Origin of the sequence: Cryobacterium sp. TMT1-2-2 (genome assembly GCF_004403505.1) — a bacterium.
Lineage (GTDB): Bacteria > Actinomycetota > Actinomycetes > Actinomycetales > Microbacteriaceae > Cryobacterium > Cryobacterium flavum.
Window position 1 is genome coordinate 326,463 of record NZ_SOGS01000002.1, and the last position, 19,128, is coordinate 345,590.

The window sequence follows — 19,128 nt, forward strand, 5'->3', positions numbered from 1 at the left end:
ACGCCGAAGCCTGCGCCCCCGTAGCACCCGCACCCCTCACACCCGCGCAACAGATCCACCCTGCGCACCACCCTGTACTGAAAGAAGGACCTGTGCGCAAAGCATCCGCGCTGATCATCACCGCCGGCCTCGTGATGACGGCACTGACCGCGTGTGCCGGCCCCGGCACTGCTCAGGCATCCTGTGACGCTGGGGCGCCCTCGGGCGCCGCGTCGAAACTGGTCTCGGTGACCGGTGATTTCGGCGCTGTTCCGGACATCAGCTTTCCGACACCCTTGAAGTCATCCACTACGCAGCGCACCGAAATCATCGCGGGTTCAGGGCCGCAGGTCGTTCCCGGCCAGATGGTCTCCGTCGAGTCGAACCTGTACAACGGCACGACCGGCGAGCCTCTGCAGCTGAGCGCTTTCGACGGCAGTACCGCCGTGGAGTTCGGACTGGGCGATGCTACCAATCCCGGATTTGTCGCCGGTCTGGTCTGTGCGCGCGTGGGTGAGCGCATCGCGGTCGTCATTGCGCCGGACGACGGCATCGGCGTCAACGATCAACTGCGCGTCAGCGCGACGGATTCTCTCGTGCTCGTTGTTGACATCGTGAAGGCCTTCCTGCCGCGAGCAGATGGAGCCGACCAGGCCGTCGCGAACGGTCTTCCTGCCGTCGTCCTCGATGCCGACGGTACCCCTGGAATTGTCCTTCCCTCCGGTGATGTGCCGAAGGCGCTGGAATTCGGCGTGCTCAAGAAGGGAACCGGCGAGAAGGTCGCGTCAGACGCTACCGTGGTGATCCACTACACCGGCCTCTTGTGGGCGAGTGACAAGGTCTTCGAGTCCACGTGGGCGACGAGAACGCCTCGGGTCGTGCCACTTTCTGACCTTCCGCAGGGCCTGGCCACCGCGATTTCTGGTCAAACCGTTGGCTCCCAGCTGGTCGTTGTCGTTCCGCCAGCGCTGGGCTTTGGCCCAGCGGCGCAGGGCCAGGTCCCGGCTGGTTCAACGCTGGTGTACTCGGTCGATATTCTGGGCATCAACTGATTGTGGCGTTCCCACCGCGCCCGTGCCCCCGCGTCTGACGCCTGGTTCGGGCGATAGGATCATACAGTGACTTCGACGCCTCCGCATCCCGATTCGACCGAGGAAACCGGTCCCAAACCATCGGCGATCACGGCTCCTGAGCGACTGTTCAGCCTGGTCTTGGCCCTCGTGGCGACGGATTCGGGGTTGACCAAGGCCGACATCCTCCAGAACGTGCAGGGCTACCGGCAGCGCTATGTACCCGCCGGTTCGAACGAGAGCCTGGAGCGCCAGTTTGAACGCGACAAGGACGACCTCCGTGAGCTGGGCATTCCGCTCGAGACGATTGAGCCCCCGGACGATCCGGGAAGTAACCATTTTCTGCGCTATCGAATTCCGAAGGGTCTCTACGACCTGCCCGCCGACGTGACCTTCACTCCCAGCGAGGTGTCCCTCCTGAAACTGGCAGGCACGGTGTGGCGCGAAGGATCCCTGTCGGGGGAATCTCGCCGTGCCCTGATGAAGTTGAACTCGCTCGGCATTGAACCGAGCGAACCGGTACTCGGCTACGCGCCCTTACTGCGCACGCGCGATGCGAGTTTCGAACCACTCAGCAAGGCGCTTGACCGTGCGCAGGTCGTGGTTTTTCTGTACCTCAAGCCGGGGGAAACCACACCGGCGCGTCGTGTGGTTGCTCCGCGCGCGCTCGTGCAGCACGAAGGCCGCTGGCACCTGTACGCCACGGATGAGGCCGTTCACGCCCCACGCACGTTTCTGCTGTCTCGCATCGTCGGCGCTGTCGCAGTCGTCAGCACAGCGGCTGCGGTCGCCAACGCGACTCCGGGTCCGGTTATCGACTGTGCGACCGACAGTGCTCGAGCCCTGGCCGAACTCGAGGCTCTCTGGGCCGGTAATATCGCCCGCATCGCCGTCGTGCCCGGGTCCGACGCCGCTGTTCGTCTCGGCGCGCGCCAGGCGGCGCAGCACCCGGTACCCCCAGGCCAGCAGTCCGCCGGAGTCGAGCGCCTCCTGCACTTCACCGACCTGAATATCCTCGCCGACGAACTGGCTGGATTTGGCCCGGAAGTAGTCGTCGAGAGTCCGCTCGCCCTGCGCTCGGCGGTGGAGAATCGGCTGCTCGCCGTCAGGGACGCTCATGCGGGCCCCCGGCCCGCCGGATCGTCCGGAAGTACGCCTCGCCGCCGAACACCGTCGCTGCGCGCGCGGTCGGGTGCAGCTTCCCAACCCCGGGTGGCCGGCGACCAGCTCACGCTGCTGCTGTCCCTCGTTCCGTACCTTATCGATCAGGGGCGCGTCAGTGTCACCGAGGTGGCGAAGCACTTCGATCTGTCGGCGGAACGGGTTCGTGGTCTGGTCAGCCTCATTGCCCTGTCCGGCATCCCCGGGGAGACCCGCCAGTACCTGCACGGCGACCTGTTTGACATCCTCTGGGACGAATTCGAATCAAACGATCGGATCGTGCTCACGCATCAGGTCGCCATCGACGATTCCCCGCGATTCTCCGCCCGCGAGGCCGCGGCGTTGATCGCCGGTCTGCAATACCTGTCGGCACTGCCCGACAATGCCGATACCGACGCCATCGCATCGCTGATGGCCAAGCTGACCCGCAGCGCATCGGCGCCCCCGACCCAGGTGGCCGTCGCCCAGCGCGATGCCGGCACCACCCGCGACATCGTCCAGACGGCGCTCAGCACGCAGATGCAGGTTGAGTTCGACTATCTGAACGCTCGCGGGGGCCAGGAACACCGGCTTGTCGACCCGCTGCGCCTAGAGTCCGTCGACAACGACTGGTACTTGCGCGGCTGGTGCCACCTCCGCGAAGCCGTCCGAACGTTCCGACTGGACCGCATGAGCGAACCGCGCGTGACGGACGTGCCACGCAGCACGCACCCGACCGACCTGGTTCTGCCCGATACCCTGTTTCAGGCGTCGACCACAGACGTCGATGTGCGACTCGAGCTCCCGACCACGGCGCTGCCGTTGCTGGCGGATTACCGCCCCGAACGCGCAGAGCCGGTCGGATCGGGCGAACGCACTCGCACCACACTGCGCGTCGCCCATTCCCACGCGCTCAAGCGTCTGGTCACCGGCCTGGCCGGCATCGTCACCGTTCTCGAACCTGCCGAATCACGCCAGGCGGTCGCTGACTGGGCCGCAGCCGGGTTCGCCCAGTACGCCGCCGACCGCCAGCGCCCGACGGAGCAGGAGTAGCCGATGCCGTGGTGGTCGTGGCTGCTCATCTGGACTGGTCTAACACTGGGACTGCTCGCTCTGCTCAGCTGGTTTGCCCTCTCGCTGTTTCGGAAGACTCGCGGCACCCTGCAGGCGCTGGAATCGCTCCGCGGTCAGTTGCCCACGGGTGAATCCGATGGGCTGGCGGCTGCCGCTGTCGGTATCCCGGCCGTGTTCGCAGATTCGGCCGTGCTGCTGGGAAGGGTCGACCAACTGCGTGCAGAACGCACCCACCGAAACCAGGTGCGTCGCGACGCGCGGATCGTGCGGGGTAAACTGATGCGGCACGCCCGTTAACCGCCACGCCCGCTGCAATACTCGCTAACACAGAGGACACACCCTCATGCTGCAAAATCTGACCGGATGGCACTTCCTGATCATCCTTGTCGTCGTACTGCTTCTTTTCGGTGCGCCCAAGCTTCCGGGACTCGCCCGCAGCCTGGGGCAGTCGATGAAAATTTTCAAGAGTGAGATCAAGAGCGACGCGGTCGACCCCGATCCGAACGCGCCTGCTCGCTCAACGAGCACCACGGGCGACGACGCGTCGACGACGTCCGGCTCCACCGCGGTCGGCCCCACCGACCCCGCCGCGAAGCCTTAGCGCCGCATGGTCCGCGCCGAGCGGAGTGCGACCAAAGCGGGAAAGATGTCGTTGGGGCAGCACCTGATCGAACTGCGCAAGCGCCTCTACCTGGCTGCTGCCGGGCTCCTCATCGGGGCCATTGCGGGTTGGTTTCTCTCCGACTTCGTCTGGGATCAGCTGCGTGAACCCATTTACGCCATCATCAACGCCCAGCATCGTAACGCCCAGATCAACTACCCCGACATCACGAGCGCTTTCGACCTCAAACTGAAGATTTCGCTCTACGTCGGTCTGATTGTGTCCAGCCCGGTATGGCTCTATCAGGTCTTCGCTTTTCTGGTACCGGGGCTCACCCGAACCGAGAAGAAATACACCTTCGGGTTTCTCTTCACGGCCATTCCGCTGTTCCTGGCCGGCTGCGCCGCGGGTTGGATCGTCCTGCCGCACGTAGTCGAGCTCATGACGAGTTTCGCCCCCACGGAGGATTCGGCGTTCATCAACGCTCAGGGCTACTTCGATTTTGTGCTCAAGCTCGTCGTGGCGATCGGTATCGCGTTCGTGCTGCCCGTGTTCATCGTGCTGCTCAACTTCGCCGGGGTCATCAGCGCAGCGTCGATCATCAAGTCCTGGCGGATCGCCATTCTGGTCATTGTGCTGTTCACGGCGATCGCCACCCCGGCCGCCGACGTGGTGTCGATGTTCCTGCTGGCCATTCCCATGGTTATGTTGTATTTTGCCGCCTACGGTATCGCTTGGCTGCACGATCGGCGCGCGGCCAGAAAAGTGCTCGCCTTCGAAAAAGAATTCGCGCTTTAGTCTCAGCTGAGACTCGTTGCAGTAATTGTTAGGATCACGTGACTCACACGCAATCGCCGGCCGAACGGTACTCGGCTGCGCGCATCCGGGCCGCCCAGCCACTCCTGCAGGGGTTCGAGAGCGGCCTGGGCTTCGACCTCGACCCGTTCCAGCGTGAAGCCTGCGCGTGCCTGGAGGCGGGCAACAGCGTGCTCGTTGCGGCGCCGACCGGAGCCGGCAAGACGATTGTGGCCGAATTCGCGATCTACCTGGCGATGCAGCGGTCCCGTGCAAAGGTGTTCTACACGGCCCCGATGAAGGCGCTCAGCAACCAGAAGTTCCAGGAATTTGCGGCCGAGTACGGCGCTGACCAGGTCGGGTTGCTTACCGGAGACAGCAACGTCAACCCGGGGGCGCGCATCGTGGTCATGACCACAGAAGTGCTGCGCAACATGCTCTACGCCGATTCCGATCTTCTGACCGACTTGGCCTTCGTGGTGATGGACGAGGTGCACTACCTCGCTGACCGCTTTCGCGGAGCTGTCTGGGAAGAAGTGATCATCCATCTGCCACAGCAGGTGCGCATGGTGTCGCTCAGCGCGACGGTGTCGAACGCGGAAGAATTCGGCGATTGGCTGCAGGCAGTGCGCGGTGAGACCGACGTGATCGTGTCTGAGGAGCGACCAGTTCCGCTCGAGCAACACGTGCTGGTCAAGAACAATATGCTCGATCTGTTCGACTCCACCGGACTGATCGGTACGCATCGGGTTAATCCTGAACTCGTGCGTCTGGCACACGCCGGCGGACGTTCGGCCGGCGGGCGCGGCCGAGGTTCCGGTCGTCAGGGCGGCCAATCCGGGGGCTACCGGGGTCATGACAAGCAGCGTCCCCAGTTCGATGCCGGTCGGATGGACCGCGGCGACATCGTGCGTATGCTCGACGGTAAACATCTGCTGCCGGCCATTTTCTTCATCTTCAGCCGGGTCGGCTGCGACCAGGCCGTGCGACAGGTGCTCCGTTCGGGGGTACGCCTGACCCAGGAACACGAGCGTGAAGAAATCCGCCAGATCGTCGACGATCGATGCCGCACCCTACTGGACGAAGACCTCGGCGTGCTTGGCTACTTCGAGTGGCTGGACGGGCTCGAACGCGGAGTCGCGGCCCACCATGCTGGTCTGCTGCCGGCCTTCAAGGAGGTCGTCGAGGAGCTCTTCCAGAAGAAGCTGGTCAAGGCCGTCTTTGCCACCGAAACGCTTGCCCTCGGCATCAACATGCCTGCCCGCACGGTCGTGCTCGACAAACTGGAGAAGTTTAACGGTGAGGCGCGCGTGCCGATCACCCCGGGGGAGTACACCCAGCTGACCGGTCGGGCCGGTCGCCGCGGAATCGACACCCTTGGGCACTCGGTCATCCAGTGGGCCCAGGGACTCGACCCGCAGGCCGTCGCCTCGCTCGCCTCTCGGCGCACCTATCCGCTGAATTCGAGTTTCAAACCGACCTACAACATGGCCGTCAATCTGATCGACCAGTTCGGGGTCACGCGAACGCGCGGCGTGCTCGAGTCGTCGTTCGCCCAGTTCCAGGCCGACCGCGCCGTCGTCGATCTGGCCCGCTCCGTGCGCCAGCAGGAGGAATCTCTGGCCGGGTTCAAGACCAGCATGACCTGCCACCTCGGAGATTTTGAGCAGTACTCGGCCATTCGTCGGCGTCTCACCGAGGTGGAGCGCGAGGGCACCAAGGCCGACAACTCCCAGCGAGGGGAACGCGACAAACGCCAGCGTGAGGTCGCCAGCCTCCGCAAACAGATGCGTGCCCACGGTTGCCACCACTGCGCAGATCGCGAGGCACACTCCCGCTGGGCGGAACGCTGGTTCAAGCTCAAACGCCAGACGGATGCCCTCAACCAGCAAATTTCGCAACGCACTGGGGCGATCGCCCGCGTTTTCGACCGGGTGACCGACGTGCTGCTCGGCTACGGCTATCTCGAATCCGATGCCAGCGGTGCGATCGCGCTCAGCGAAAGCGGACGGATTCTGCGCCGCATCTACGCCGAGCGGGACCTGCTGGTTGCTGAATCCCTGCGCCGCGGCCTGTGGAACGAACTCGACGCCGCGAGTCTCGCAGCGATGGCCTGCGCGCTCGTCTTCGAGCCGCGACGTGAAGAGGGCCTCATCGACGCCCGCTACCTGCCGAAGGGGCCTTTTCGCCCGGCGTTGGACGACACCCATGAGCTGTGGAGTCGCATCGACGACCTCGAGCGTGACCACAAGCTCCCCGGCAGTAATCCGCTCGCCGTTGGCCTCAGCCTCGCCATGTGGAAGTGGGCCCGCGGCGCGTCGCTCGCCGACGTGCTCGACGAGGCCGAGATGGCGGCCGGCGATTTCGTGCGCTGGACCAAACAGACCATCGATCTGCTTGACCAACTGTCCATCGCCGGCGACGCCCAGGTCGGATCAACCGCTCGGAGCGCCATGGACGCCATCCGTCGCGGCATTGTCGCTTATTCTTCGGTGGCCTGAACCGGCCATGTGGGCGAGTGAGCGTGCGTTCAGCCTGCCGTTGTGGGCATCCGTTCTGGTCGCCGCCGGTGCGGGAGCGGTTCTCGATGCCGGTTTCCCGGATCGCGACTGGTGGTTTCTCGCGCCGGTCGGGGTCGCGCTCATGCTCCTGGCGCTGCTCGGTCGAAACCTCGCGACCGGACTGCTCGTTGGCCTGGTCGCGGGCCTGTCGTTCTGGCTGATTCACATCTACTGGATCACCCTGTATCTCGGTCTCGTGCCGTGGTTCGCGCTCGGCGGGCTGGAGAGCCTGTTCTTCGCCGTTGGGCTTGGGCTCACCGCGGTCGTGCTACGGCACGGTCCTCGGGTCTGGCCGAGCATCTGGGGTCGCCTCGGTGTGGTGCCGGTTATCGTCGCCGGGTTGTGGACGGCCAGGGAGGCAATCAGCGCGGTCTGGCCCTACGGCGGCTTCGCCTGGGGCCGCGTTGCGCTCTCCCAGTCCGAGAGTCCGTTCGGCCCGCTCGTGGCCTGGGTGGGACTGTCGGGCCTCAGTTTCATTATGGTCTGGCTGAGCGCCTTGGCCGTACAGTTGCTCCGCGAACCCGAACTGATGCGCAGGCTGCGCACCGGCATCGTTGTCGGTGCCGTTGCGCTGGTGCTCGCCGTTCCCGCGTGGCCGACCATCCCCAGCGGTGAGGTTCGCCTCGCCGCAGTGCAGGGCAACGCTGACGCCGGGCTCTTTGCCGAATATTCTCCGGGCCAGATCCTGCAGGACCACGTTTCGGCCACGCTGCCGCTGATCGGCCAGAAAATCGATTTCGTGGTCTGGCCGGAGAACGCGAGCGATATCGACCCCGCCCGGTCGGAAGCGGCCGCGCAGGTGCTCGACTACGTCAGCACCGAAATGGATGCCCCGCTCATCACCGGCACCATCACGAAGCCGGGAGACACCTACTACAACAGCTCGCTGCTCTGGGAGGCCGGGCGCGGAGCCGTTGACGTGTACGACAAGGTGCACCCGGTGCCCTTCGCGGAGTATATGCCGGATCGCGCCTTCTGGCGTCCGTTCGCCCCGGAGCTGATCGACCTCATCGGCCGGGACTACGGCATCGGTACCCGGGACAATACCTTCGACATCAACGGGATCCTGGCCGGGATCGCGATCTGTTTCGACATCGCCGACGATCAACTCGTGCACGAGATGATCGACGACAAGGCCCAGATCATCCTCGCTCAAACCAACAATGCCGATTTCGGGCACACCGATGAGAGCGTGCAGCAGCTGGCGATCGCCCGGCTGCGCGCGATCGAGACGGGTCGTACGGTGGTGAACATCTCCACGGTCGGTTCGAGCGCCATCATCACTCCCGACGGGCACACTCAGGACAGCCTGCCGACCTTCACTGCTGGCGCGATGGTGCAGACGGTGCCGCTCAGCGACATCATTACGCCGGCGATGGTGGCTGGGCGAGGCATTGAATGGCTCGTCTCCGGGTTGGGACTGGCCGGTCTGGCGCTCTGTTTCGGCGCCGCCCGAGGCCAACGTCGCCGCTTGGCGCGCACCGCTTCGCGAACACAGCGTTAACCAACAACGACCCCGGCACACACGTGCGGGGGTCGTCTGGGGTGGAACCGGCGGTTAGGCGCCGATCTTCTGCTGGCCACCACGGCGCAGGCGCAACACGGAGAGGCGCTCTTCGAGCAACTCTTCGAGTTCATCCCTGGTGCGACGTTCCAGCAGCATGTCCCAGTGGGTCCGTGGAATCTTCTCGTCGGAGTGGTCAACGATCACCGGCAGGGAATCGACCAGTCGGGTCGCCGTCCGTGCGCAGTATTTGCATTCCCATTCGTCCGGTGCCTCGGCTTCGGCCGAAAAAATCATTACCGTCTCGCGCCCACATGTTTCACACCGGTAGGTGTGCTGTACCCGGGGGGAGAAGGTGACGCCTTCTTCGCTCTGTAGGCTTTGTGCGCCTAATCTCATGCCACGCAAACTGCGGTCAGCCATAGTGTGGTCTCCTCTCACTCGCGATCACAGATCGATCACGATGCATTCACATTTGTAAACCATCAAGCTGGGTGTTAACCTTCCCGAACCCCCCGTTCTGGGAGGTAATTCTCAGGTTCGGCGAGTAATGGCCGCCACAGCCAGATCGGTGCGATCCGTGACAATGCCGTCGACACCCAGATCAAGCAGTCGAATCATGTCTGCCGGGTCGTTCACCGTCCACACGTGCACCTCGACATTCACCCGGTGCATCATCGCGATGAAACGGGGTGTCACGATACGAAGCATTCCGGCACGCTCGGGTACCTGCACGGCAACGCAGCCCGCCAGGGTACGGCGAACGAGCGCAGGAAGGCCCAAATTCGCCGCCGCTACGGCCCGGGCCACGAGCGGTAACGAGGCGGACGACACCACACCGGGCAGCAGATCCACGATCCGTTGGCGGCGCGGTTCGTTGAACGAGGTCACGAGAACCCGGGGAGTGGCTCCCTGGTCACGAATGGCCCGAGCGGCGGGCTCGGCGGCGGCATCCGTTTTGATATCGATATTGAACCGCGCCGTCGGAAAGGCCTCGAGGGCATCGGCGAGGGACGTGAACGATTGCCCGAAGCCCAGGTTGATGCGTTTCAGTTCGGTCATAGTCAGTTGGTCGATGCGCACGTCCCGTTCGAGGGCGGTGAGATCGGGGTCGTGGCTGATCACGGCCACACCGTCGAGCGATACGTGCACGTCGGTCTCGAGGTGGGTGGCCCCGCCCGCCAGCGCTTTCACGAAGGCGAGTAGGGTGTTTTCCGGCGCTTCATGCGCCAGACCGCGGTGGGCGAAGACCCGGGGATGCGGTGCGTCCAGAAATACTGACGGGGCGTTCTCGGCCACCGCCTAGGCCTGCGGCGTTGCGGGCGTTCCGGGGGTTCCGGGCGTTCCGGGCGTTGCGGAGGCGGCAGGCGCGGCTGCCGGGTTGTGGGCGTTCGCGCCGAAGGCGCTGCCGATACCCTTCATGGCCTCGGTCAGTTCGCTCGGCACGATCCACAGCTTGTTAGCGCTGCCCTCGGCCAGCTTGGGAAGTGTGAGCAGGTATTGGTAGGCGAGCAGCTTCGGGTCGGGGTCTCCATCGTGAATGGCCTTGAACACCGTGGTGATGGCTTCCGCCTCACCCTGCGCGCGCAGGACGGCAGCTTTGGCATCACCCTCGGCTTCGAGGATCGCCGCCTGGCGAGCGCCCTCAGCGGTCAGAATGGCGGACTGTTTGGTGCCCTCGGCGGTGAGGATCAGCGCACGACGGTCACGTTCGGCGCGCATCTGCTTCTCCATGGAGTCCTGGATGGAGTGGGGCGGCTCGATGGCCTTGAGCTCGACTCGGCCCACGCGGATACCCCATTTGCCGGTGGCCTCGTCGAGCACGATGCGTAGCTGGCTGTTGATATTGTCGCGACTGGTCAGCGCTTCTTCCAGGTTCAACCCGCCGACCACGTTACGAAGGGTGGTCGTGGTGAGCTGCTCGACCGCGCCGAGGTAGTTGTTGATCTCGTAGGTGGCGGCGCGGGCATCCGTCACCTGAAAATAAACGACAGTGTCGATGGAGACCACGAGGTTGTCCTCGGTGATCACGGGCTGCGGCGGAAACGAGACGACCTGCTCGCGAATATCGAGCAGCGGCCGCACCCGGTCGACGAACGGCACGAGCAGGTTCAGACCGGGCAGCAGCGTCTTGTGGTACTTGCCGAGGCGCTCGACCACCCCGGCGTTGCCCTGCGGAATGATGCGAATGGCGCGCACGAGAATGACGATGACGAACACCGCCAACACGGCGAGCAGGGCGATCACGAAGATCTGACCGATGAAAGCTGCGGGGTCAAGCATTGTTCTGGGTCCTTTCGGCGGGGATGACGATGGCGGTGGAGCCTTCGATGAGATGCACGGTGACGCGCTCGCCCGGTTCAGCGGGTGCTGCGGTGCCGCCACCCGGCAGCACCAGACGAGCAGTCCAGGTTTCGCCGTTGGCCAGCTTTACCAGTCCGCCGGTCTCGGTGACGGTCGAGAGAACACGACCACTCATGCCGATCAGGGCGTCGATATTGGAAAGCGCCGGATCGCCGCCCTTGCGCAGGGCGCGCAGCAAAAACGGCCGAATCGTCAGCAACAGCAGCACCGACAAGCCGCCGGCAACGACGATCTGAAGCCACCAGTCCAGGCCGAGCAAATTGGCGGCCAAACCGCCCAGGCTGCCGATGGAGATCATTAGGAACGTGAATTCCAGGCTCAGCAATTCGATGGTGATGGCCACGAGAATGAACACGAGCCACAAAATCCAGAGATAATCGGTCAGGTCGACCATGCGTGACACCTTCCACATTTCGTTCACCTCGAAACTAGCAGGTACCGACGACAACACGCCGGGGGAGCGGCCGAGGCTTGTTGATAAGGTCGAAAGTGTAGGTAGTGGCCGATCAGGCCACACTTCATCACGGACACAAACAGACCGAATTCTTGAGGAGCACGCGTGACCAATCCACTTGCAGCAGGATCACTCGAGGGCAAGCGTGTACTCGTCACCGGCTCGTCCCGTGGCATCGGCGCCGACACTGTCGGCTATTTCGCCGAGGCCGGAGCGCGCGTCGTCATCAACTACCGCAATAAAGAGGCACGCGCGAACAAGCTTCGCGACGCCATTCGCGCCGCCGGGGGAGACGCCATCACCGTCAGTGCCGACCTGACCGATCCGGCATCGGTCGCCGCGATGTTCGCGACCATCACGAGCGAATTCGGTGGCCTCGACATTCTTGTGATGAACGCATCTGGCGGCATGGAGAGCGGCATGGCGGCGGACTACGCCATCAAGCTCAATCGTGACGCACAGGTCAATCTACTCAACGGCGCCGTACCCCTGCTCGGTGACGATTCCCGGGTGGTCTACGTCACCAGCCACCAGGCACACTTCATCAAGACCACACCCACCATGCCGGAGTATGAGCCGGTCGCCCGCAGTAAGCGCGCCGGCGAAGACGCCCTGCGCGCCGTCATTCCCCAGCTCGAAGAGTCCGGTATCGGATTCGTCGTGGTGTCCGGTGACATGATCGAGGGCACCATCACGGCGACGCTGCTCGAACGGTCCAACCCTGGCGCTCTGAGCGCCCGCAAGGAGGCGGCCGGTCGCCTGTACAACGTGAGCGAGTTCGCAGCGGAAATCGTCCTGGCCGCGACCTCGCCGGTCCCGGCCGGCAACACTCGCCTGGTCGGCGACACGTCCGGGTTCGCCGGCGAATAGCGGACGACCAAGCGATGAAGGCTGCCGATCTTCCCTTACTCGGGTCGCTGTCACGCCCGACGATCCATCCCGATGGGTCGCGGGCGGTGTTCTCCCAGGTACACGCCGACTTTTCAGCGGATGATTACGTCGGTCAGCTCTTTACCGTCGCGCTGGCAGGGGAGCCGGCTCCGCGCCGCATCACGCGCGGTTTTCGTGACTGGGCGCCCCGGTTTTCTCCGGATGGCAGCCTGATCGGGTTTCTGCGCGCCGATGCCGGCGGCGCCGCGCAGCTGCACGTTGTTGATGCGGCCGGCGGCGAGCCCGTAGCGGTGACCGACGCGGTTCTCGGCGTGAGCGACTTTCGCTGGCATCCGGACGGTGACCGGATTGCCTTCCTGGCCCGGGTCCCCGAGCAGGGTCGTTATGGCACGGTTGCGGGTCTGTCGGCCGACTCGGAACCGGCCCGCCGTTTCGATACCCTGCGTTATCGTTCGAACGGCGTCGGCTACACCAGTGACCGCCGCGTACACGTGTTTCTCGCCGTCGTGCCCGATGTCTGGGGCGAACCGACCCCCGCCGTAGCGCCGTCCGTGACCGACGCACCGCAGGCGCCGTCCGGCAACCCGCCGGGTAGCGCGCCAACACCGGACCTTTTGGATCCGGCCAGCTTCGCGAGTGGAGTACCGGTCGCCCGCCAGCTGACCGAGGGAGACTTCGATCATTCCGGGCTGGCCTTCTCGCCCGACGGTTCCAGGCTCCTGACCATCTCGGCCCGTCAGGCCGAACGGTACACCGACCTCCGCAGTGAAGTGGTCGAACTCACACTCCGCGACAGCACCGATACCGCTCCAAACGGGACCATCGCGCCGCTTCGCACCGTCGTGCCTGCGGCCCAAAACCTCAGTATCTCGGCGCTGGCCTCTGCCGAGGACGGTACCCTCTGGCTGCTCGCAACCGACGTGGGCGCGAGCGGGCGAGACTTCGTCGGCCGGGTGACCGCTCTTTACCGAAGTGGTGTCTCGCTTGACGGTTCAGCACCCATTCGGGTGACCGACCCGAACCAGACCGACCAGGATCTGCTCGACCTCGATGCCACCGGGGGAATCTGTCCGTTGACGGACGGCTCCGTGCTCGTACTCACGGGTCGTCGTGGCCGGGTCGAGCTGGTACGGGTAGAGCGCGAGGGGCGGGTGCAGTCACTCGACTGCGGAGCCACCGTCGCTGCCTCAATGGATGCCTGCGGCGACGCCGTCGTTGTCGCGGTGCAGTCCGCCCGCACGACAGGTGACCTCGTTCTCATCCACCCGGGCCTCACCGGCAGTCACACTTCGGAGACCCCGCCGAAACGCCTCACCGATTTTTCCTTGGCCCTGCGCGCCACCGGACTGATCCCCGGAATCGAGCTCACGGTCACCGGACGAGACGGCTATCCGGTGCACGGCTGGGTGCACACTCCGGCAGGGCCGGGACCGCATCCGGTGCTTCTGACCATTCACGGAGGACCGTTCGCTCAATACACCGGTGCGCTCCTCGATGAGACCCAGGTCTACGTCGACGCGGGCTACGCGGTGGTCCTCTGCAACCCGCGCGGGTCATCCGGTTATGGCCAGGCCCACGGGCGCGCCATCCGCCAGCGCATGGGCACCCTCGACCTGGCCGACGTGCTGGACTTTCTCGCTGGCGCTCTCAGCGCGGAGCCCACCCTCGACGCCCACCGTGTCGGTATCATGGGCGGGTCCTACGGCGGCTATCTGACCGCGTGGACGATCGCGCACGAGCACCGGTTCGCGGCGGCCATCGTGGAACGCGGCTTTCTGGATCCGCAAGGGTTCGTCGGGACGAGCGACATCGGCGACTTCTTCGGCGACGAATACGCCGGTACGGATGCCGCCCTGCTGCAGGCACAGAGCCCACAGTTTCTGGTCGGCCGGGTGACGACCCCGACCCTGGTGCTGCACTCAGCGCAGGACCTGCGCTGCCCGCTGTCGCAGGGCGAGCGCTACTACGCTGCGCTCAAACGTGGGGGAGTGGAGTCCGAACTGGTCGTTTTTCCGGGAGAGAACCACGACCTCAGCCGCACCGGTCACCCCCGCCACCGTTTGCAACGGTTCGAGATTATTCTGGACTGGTGGGCCCGACACCTGCCCAGTGCCACGAATCACAGGAGCAAAGATGAGCGAGACCCGCACCACGAACATCCCGTCAGCTGAACGCCAGGTCGCAGACAGCCACGACCTGATCCGCGTGCAGGGCGCCCGCGAAAACAATCTCAAGAATGTCAGCGTTCAGATTCCCAAGCGCCGGCTGACCCTGTTCACTGGCGTGTCCGGGTCCGGAAAGAGCTCCCTCGTGTTCGGCACCATCGCTGCCGAATCCCAGCGCATGATCAACGAGACCTACAGCACCTTCGTGCAGGGTTTCATGCCCACACTGGCCCGGCCCGACGTCGATGTGCTCGACGGGCTGACGACGGCCATCATCGTCGACCAGGAGCGGATGGGCGCGAACGCGCGTTCCACCGTCGGCACGGCCACCGACACGAACGCGCTGCTGCGCATCCTGTTCAGCCGCCTCGGCCAGCCGTACCTCGGCTCGCCGCAGGCCTACTCGTTCAACGTCGCCTCGATCAGCGGAGCGGGCGCGGTCTCGATCGAACGCGGCGGAACGACCGTGAAGGAACGCCGCACCTTCAGCATCACCGGGGGCATGTGTTCCCGCTGCGAGGGGCGGGGTTCGGTCACCGACATCGACCTGACCGCGCTTTACGACGAACGCAAGTCCATCAACGGTGGCGCCCTGAGTATCCCCGGGTACAGCATGGACGGCTGGTACGGTCGCATTTTCAACGGTTGTGGCTTCTTCGACGCCGACAAGCCGATCAGGGATTTCACCAAGAAGGAACTGGCCGACCTTCTGCACAAGGAGCCGACCAAGATCAAAATCGAGGGAATCAACCTCACCTACGAAGGCCTGATTCCGAAGATCCAGAAATCGATGCTCAGCAAGGACGTCGACACCCTGCAGCCGCATATTCGCGCGTTTGTCGAGCGGGCGGTCACGTTCACGGTCTGCCCCGACTGCACCGGCACCCGACTCAATGAGGGTGCCCGGTCGTCGCAAATCAACGAGATCAGCATTGCGGATGCCTGTGCCATGCAGATCAGCGACCTCGCCGGATGGGTCACCGGCCTGAACGAATCGTCCGTTGCGCCCCTGCTCACGGCCTTGCTGCTGCTATTGGACTCCTTTGTGCAGATAGGGCTGGGGTATCTGTCCCTCGACCGTGCTTCCGGCACTCTCTCCGGCGGTGAGTCGCAGCGCACCAAGATGATCCGTCACCTCGGATCCTCGCTCACCGACGTCACCTATGTCTTTGACGAACCGACCATCGGGCTGCACCCACACGATATCCAGCGTATGAACACGCTGTTGATACAGCTGCGCGACAAGGGCAATACCGTGCTCGTTGTCGAGCACAAGCCGGAGATGATCCAGATCGCCGACCACATCATCGATCTCGGCCCCGGCGCGGGAACGAACGGCGGCGAGGTGGTCTTCGAGGGTTCCCTCGCCGGGCTTCGTAGTAGCGGCACGCTGACCGGTCGGCACCTGGATGATCGCGCGACCGTGAAACCGACCGTGCGTGCACCCACGGGTGTCCTGCCGGTGCGCGGTGCGAGCGCGCACAACCTGACCAACGTCGACGTCGATATCCCGTTGGGCGTGCTGACGGTGCTGACCGGCGTCGCCGGGTCGGGGAAAAGCTCACTGGTCACCGGCTCAGTCTCGGGGCGGGACGGCGTGGTATCAGTCGACCAGGGTGCGATCAAGGGATCCAGGCGCAGCAACCCCGCAACCTACACGGGCATGCTCGAGCCGATCCGCAAGGCGTTCGCGAAGGCCAACGGGGTGAAACCGGCCCTATTCAGTTCTAATTCCGAGGGTGCCTGCCCGAGCTGCAACGGCGCCGGCGTCATCTACACCGACCTTGGAATCATGGCCGGCGTCGCCATTCCCTGCGAGGTCTGCGAGGGGAAGCGGTTCCAGGCATCCGTTTTGGACTTCCACCTGAATGGAAGCGACATCAGCGAGGTGCTGGCGATGTCGGTGACCGAAGCCGAGGAGTTCTTCGGCGCGGGGGAGTCTCGAATTCCGGCCGCTCATGCCATTTTGGTGCGCCTGTCCGACGTGGGGCTCGGCTATCTCCGACTCGGCCAGCCGTTGCCGACGCTGTCAGGCGGTGAGCGCCAGCGGCTCAAACTCGCCACCCAGATGGCCGACAAGGGTGAGGTGTACGTTCTGGATGAGCCGACCGCCGGTCTGCACCTTGCCGATGTGGAGAATCTGCTCGGCCTGCTGGACCGGCTCGTCGACTCGGGCAAGTCGGTCATCGTGATTGAACACCATCAGGCGGTGATGGCGCACGCCGACTGGATCATAGACCTGGGTCCAGGGGCCGGCCACGACGGCGGCCGAATCGTCTTTGAGGGAACGCCGGCCGACCTCGTGGCCAGTCGAGCCACACTCACCGGCCAACACCTCGCGGCCTACGTCGACGACTGACCCGGCAGCCGGCGACGCGAGCAACTCGACCAGAGTCCTTCGCGCACCGACGGTGTGCAGCAACTCGAGCGCCCGGCCGCGAGTTGGTCGACGATCACCGGCACGAGCCACTTGGCGTCGCACACGCAGATGGTATCGGCGACCAGGGCGCGGTCGGCATCCGTGGTGCCGGTGGTGATGCGGTCGACCATGCTGTTCGTACCCACCCCGTCAGGCGAGTTCTCTGCGACTCCTGGCTGATTCAAGCCGGGTTCGGCCGGGTGGAAGCTGCGGACGCCGTATCAGGCACCCCTCTCGGACCCCCGGACGCGTGACCGATAATGCACATTATGTCAACACCGAGGTATGACAGCGAGCCCGGGGCGTGAAATTCACATCGCCGAGATTCTTGATGGTATTCCCAACGATGCAGGAGCTTTACAACCCTCTGAGGTGGCGGTGTTCGGCATACTGACGCCGACGAGGAGACTCCCAGCAGCGAAGTTTTGATGCGAACAAAATCACACGGACCTTGCAAGCAATCGGCGCGTCAGGGGCCTCCTCCGCCTTCGCGAGTGCAGAGCAGGGGCTCCGAGACCAGAATGACTCGCACCCAGCCATCTAACTGACACCGGCGCTCGGCTACGAGTGTTCCAAGCGACGCCGCGAAAAGTGGTCAACGTCAGCACCTTCAACTTGCGATCCCGCGGCACGCTCACCAGCGATATCGGAGAGCCGCGCCCCACCCGCTTAATTCCCGAAAGCTGCTGCGCTGATTGCCTCATCGGCAGCGACGCTCTCCCTAGCAACGTGTAAACGCGTGCCCTGCTGGGCGCTCAATCTCCTGAGCCGTGAAGACATCGTTGACAGTCGCTACGGGTGCATGTTTTGAGCTGACACCGAGCGAGATCAGAGGGACGAAACGGGAGCGCCGGTAGTGGGACCTCCTGCGGACGCTCCCCCTAAAGTTGGCGGTTGTGACCGTGCTGGGAGGCGGCGGCGGCCGTTTGACTGTCCCGAAATTATGCCCAATGACCGGGCGTCAACCGTAACAGCCCCTTGCCCTAAATAAGGCAGCGGTGAAATTCCGCCCTCTCTGCCTCACTTTAGATGAAACGGGACAACTCAGATCGATGAGAGGTCCGGAATATTGAATTTTCCCCTACTCCGGTCCGCCTGACGCACAGAAAGCGTTCCCTTCCAAAAGTAATAGACCGGGGTGTTGTTCTGGCCCGTCTGCACCCAGACTGGAGGTATGAAGACAATGACGTTACCGAATACACACTTCAAGGTCTCCAACATCATTCTGGGGCTGATGCGGATCGTTCCCCTCGCCGACGAAGAGATCCGATCCTTGGTTGGAGCGTCCAGAGAGGCCGGCATAAATTTCTTCGATCACGCCGACGTGTACGGCAGCGAACCCCACGAATGTGAGCGGCGTTTTGGCGACGCCGTATCGTTTTCGGCAGAAGATCGGGCACGTGTCGCCATCCAGTCAAAGGTCGGCATTCGATCGGGCTTCTGGGACTTCTCCAGGGAGCACATCCTTCGATCGGTCGACGAGTCGCTCACGGCGTTGAAGACCGATTACCTCGACATGCTGCTGCTGCACCGCCCTGACGCCCTGGTGGAACCCGACGAGGTCGCGGAGGCGTTCAACATTTTGCACAATGCGGGAAAAGTACTCAATTTCGGCGTCTCCAATCACACTCCGGGACAGGTAGAGCTATTGAAAAGCTCGGTGGCCCAGCCGCTCATCGTCAACCAGGTGCAGTTGAGCATCACGCATGCGCCCCTGATTGCCGCCGGCGTCTCGGCCAACATGGGTGGCCTGGACCAGTCCATCGACCGGGACAACGGCATTCTCGACTACTGCCGACTAAACAACATCACCCTGCAGGCATGGTCGCCGTTCCAGAAGGGTTTCTTCGACGGTATTTTCCTGAACGATCGAGAAAACTATGCCGCGTTGAACAACGTCATCGAGGACCTTGCTCTGACCTACGATGCTCCCCCGGCTGCCATCGCCGTAGCCTGGATCACTCGTCATCCTGCCCACATGCAGGTTGTACTCGGCACGACCAGCGTTCACCATCTGATCGATTCGGCCGCAGGGTCTGATATCGCCCTCACGCGCGAAGAATGGTATCGACTCTTCACGGCCGCTGGACATATCTTGCCGTAGTCAGGCA

16 protein-coding genes are annotated in these 19,128 nt (G+C 64.0%); 11 read left to right on the forward strand and 5 right to left on the reverse strand.

Annotated features, from left to right (window positions below; translation table 11 throughout):
• Positions 1–92: 92 nt before the first annotated feature.
• The 7 genes from E3T35_RS01695 (at position 93) to lnt (ending at position 8,724) form a co-directional block, all read left to right on the forward strand.
• Positions 93–1,031 (forward strand): FKBP-type peptidyl-prolyl cis-trans isomerase, encoded by a 939-nt coding sequence (locus tag E3T35_RS01695; RefSeq protein ID WP_092340154.1) that lies wholly within the window; start codon positions 93–95, stop codon positions 1,029–1,031.
• A 66-nt stretch (positions 1,032–1,097) separates the two neighbouring features.
• Positions 1,098–3,242 carry a helix-turn-helix transcriptional regulator gene (locus E3T35_RS20130; protein WP_370449285.1) on the forward strand — a complete coding sequence of 715 codons (2,145 nt, stop codon included), beginning with the start codon at positions 1,098–1,100 and terminating at the stop codon, positions 3,240–3,242.
• 3 nt (positions 3,243–3,245) lie between these two features.
• A complete protein-coding gene (locus E3T35_RS01710) occupies positions 3,246–3,560 on the forward strand; it encodes a hypothetical protein (protein ID WP_134377699.1) in 315 nt (104 codons plus the stop codon).
• Positions 3,561–3,606: 46 nt separating this feature from the next.
• The gene (gene tatA, locus E3T35_RS20075; protein WP_092340156.1) at positions 3,607–3,864 is read left to right on the forward strand and encodes a twin-arginine translocase TatA/TatE family subunit; all 258 of its coding nucleotides are present in this window, start codon (positions 3,607–3,609) and stop codon (positions 3,862–3,864) included.
• Between the two features lie 45 nt (positions 3,865–3,909).
• Positions 3,910–4,662 carry a twin-arginine translocase subunit TatC gene (gene tatC, locus E3T35_RS01720; RefSeq protein ID WP_092340218.1) on the forward strand — a complete coding sequence of 251 codons (753 nt, stop codon included), beginning with the start codon at positions 3,910–3,912 and terminating at the stop codon, positions 4,660–4,662.
• 38 nt (positions 4,663–4,700) lie between these two features.
• Entirely contained in the window at positions 4,701–7,160 is a 2,460-nt protein-coding gene (locus E3T35_RS01725; RefSeq protein ID WP_134343951.1) for an RNA helicase, read from the forward strand.
• A gap of 7 nt (positions 7,161–7,167) precedes the next feature.
• Positions 7,168–8,724 (forward strand): apolipoprotein N-acyltransferase, encoded by a 1,557-nt coding sequence (lnt, locus tag E3T35_RS01730; RefSeq protein ID WP_134377700.1) that lies wholly within the window; start codon positions 7,168–7,170, stop codon positions 8,722–8,724.
• 54 nt (positions 8,725–8,778) lie between these two features.
• Here the strand turns inward: lnt and E3T35_RS01735 are convergent, their stop codons facing one another.
• The 4 genes from E3T35_RS01735 to E3T35_RS01750 all read right to left on the reverse strand — a co-directional run bounded on the left by E3T35_RS01735 (position 8,779) and on the right by E3T35_RS01750 (position 11,482).
• The gene (locus tag E3T35_RS01735) at positions 8,779–9,147 is read right to left on the reverse strand and encodes an RNA polymerase-binding protein RbpA (protein ID WP_092340159.1); all 369 of its coding nucleotides are present in this window, start codon (positions 9,145–9,147) and stop codon (positions 8,779–8,781) included.
• Between the two features lie 111 nt (positions 9,148–9,258).
• Positions 9,259–10,023, reverse strand: coding sequence for a glycerophosphodiester phosphodiesterase family protein (locus E3T35_RS01740; RefSeq protein WP_241988689.1), 765 nt, complete (start codon positions 10,021–10,023; stop codon positions 9,259–9,261).
• 3 nt (positions 10,024–10,026) lie between these two features.
• Positions 10,027–11,007 (reverse strand): SPFH domain-containing protein, encoded by a 981-nt coding sequence (locus E3T35_RS01745; protein WP_134377701.1) that lies wholly within the window; start codon positions 11,005–11,007, stop codon positions 10,027–10,029.
• Positions 11,000–11,482 (reverse strand): NfeD family protein, encoded by a 483-nt coding sequence (locus E3T35_RS01750; RefSeq protein WP_104130757.1) that lies wholly within the window; start codon positions 11,480–11,482, stop codon positions 11,000–11,002. Before E3T35_RS01750 ends, E3T35_RS01745 begins: the two co-directional genes overlap by 8 nt.
• Before the next feature lie 165 nt (positions 11,483–11,647).
• Between E3T35_RS01750 and E3T35_RS01755 the strand changes: the two genes are divergently transcribed.
• The 3 genes from E3T35_RS01755 to E3T35_RS01765 are packed head-to-tail and all read left to right on the forward strand — an operon-like array spanning position 11,648 to position 16,957.
• The gene (locus E3T35_RS01755; RefSeq protein ID WP_134377702.1) at positions 11,648–12,412 is read left to right on the forward strand and encodes an SDR family oxidoreductase; all 765 of its coding nucleotides are present in this window, start codon (positions 11,648–11,650) and stop codon (positions 12,410–12,412) included.
• 14 nt (positions 12,413–12,426) lie between these two features.
• Positions 12,427–14,604 carry a S9 family peptidase gene (locus E3T35_RS01760; RefSeq protein ID WP_134377703.1) on the forward strand — a complete coding sequence of 726 codons (2,178 nt, stop codon included), beginning with the start codon at positions 12,427–12,429 and terminating at the stop codon, positions 14,602–14,604.
• Positions 14,567–16,957: an excinuclease ABC subunit UvrA gene (locus E3T35_RS01765; RefSeq protein ID WP_134377704.1), complete on the forward strand. Its 2,391-nt coding sequence runs from the start codon at positions 14,567–14,569 to the stop codon at positions 16,955–16,957. Before E3T35_RS01760 ends, E3T35_RS01765 begins: the two co-directional genes overlap by 38 nt.
• Here the strand turns inward: E3T35_RS01765 and E3T35_RS01770 are convergent.
• Complete coding sequence (locus E3T35_RS01770) at positions 16,942–17,163, reverse strand: hypothetical protein (protein WP_134377705.1); 222 nt, start codon at positions 17,161–17,163, stop codon at positions 16,942–16,944. The two genes, E3T35_RS01765 and E3T35_RS01770, sit on opposite strands and share 16 nt — an antisense overlap.
• Before the next feature lie 1,028 nt (positions 17,164–18,191).
• Between E3T35_RS01770 and E3T35_RS01775 the strand changes: the two genes are divergently transcribed.
• Complete coding sequence (locus E3T35_RS01775) at positions 18,192–19,121, forward strand: aldo/keto reductase family oxidoreductase (protein WP_134377706.1); 930 nt, start codon at positions 18,192–18,194, stop codon at positions 19,119–19,121.
• Positions 19,122–19,128: the final 7 nt, after the last annotated feature.

Coding starts and splice junctions, on each gene's coding strand:
- E3T35_RS01710 (WP_134377699.1), top strand. CDS start 3,246: ATGCCGTGGTGGTCGTGGCTGCTCATCTGGACTGGTCTAACACTGGGA.
- tatC (WP_092340218.1), top strand. CDS start 3,910: ATGTCGTTGGGGCAGCACCTGATCGAACTGCGCAAGCGCCTCTACCTG.
- tatA (WP_092340156.1), top strand. CDS start 3,607: ATGCTGCAAAATCTGACCGGATGGCACTTCCTGATCATCCTTGTCGTC.
- E3T35_RS01745 (WP_134377701.1), bottom strand. CDS start 11,007: ATGCTTGACCCCGCAGCTTTCATCGGTCAGATCTTCGTGATCGCCCTG.
- lnt (WP_134377700.1), top strand. CDS start 7,168: ATGTGGGCGAGTGAGCGTGCGTTCAGCCTGCCGTTGTGGGCATCCGTT.
- E3T35_RS01760 (WP_134377703.1), top strand. CDS start 12,427: ATGAAGGCTGCCGATCTTCCCTTACTCGGGTCGCTGTCACGCCCGACG.
- E3T35_RS01765 (WP_134377704.1), top strand. CDS start 14,567: ATGAGCGAGACCCGCACCACGAACATCCCGTCAGCTGAACGCCAGGTC.
- E3T35_RS01750 (WP_104130757.1), bottom strand. CDS start 11,482: ATGGTCGACCTGACCGATTATCTCTGGATTTTGTGGCTCGTGTTCATT.
- E3T35_RS01775 (WP_134377706.1), top strand. CDS start 18,192: ATGAAGACAATGACGTTACCGAATACACACTTCAAGGTCTCCAACATC.
- E3T35_RS01735 (WP_092340159.1), bottom strand. CDS start 9,147: ATGGCTGACCGCAGTTTGCGTGGCATGAGATTAGGCGCACAAAGCCTA.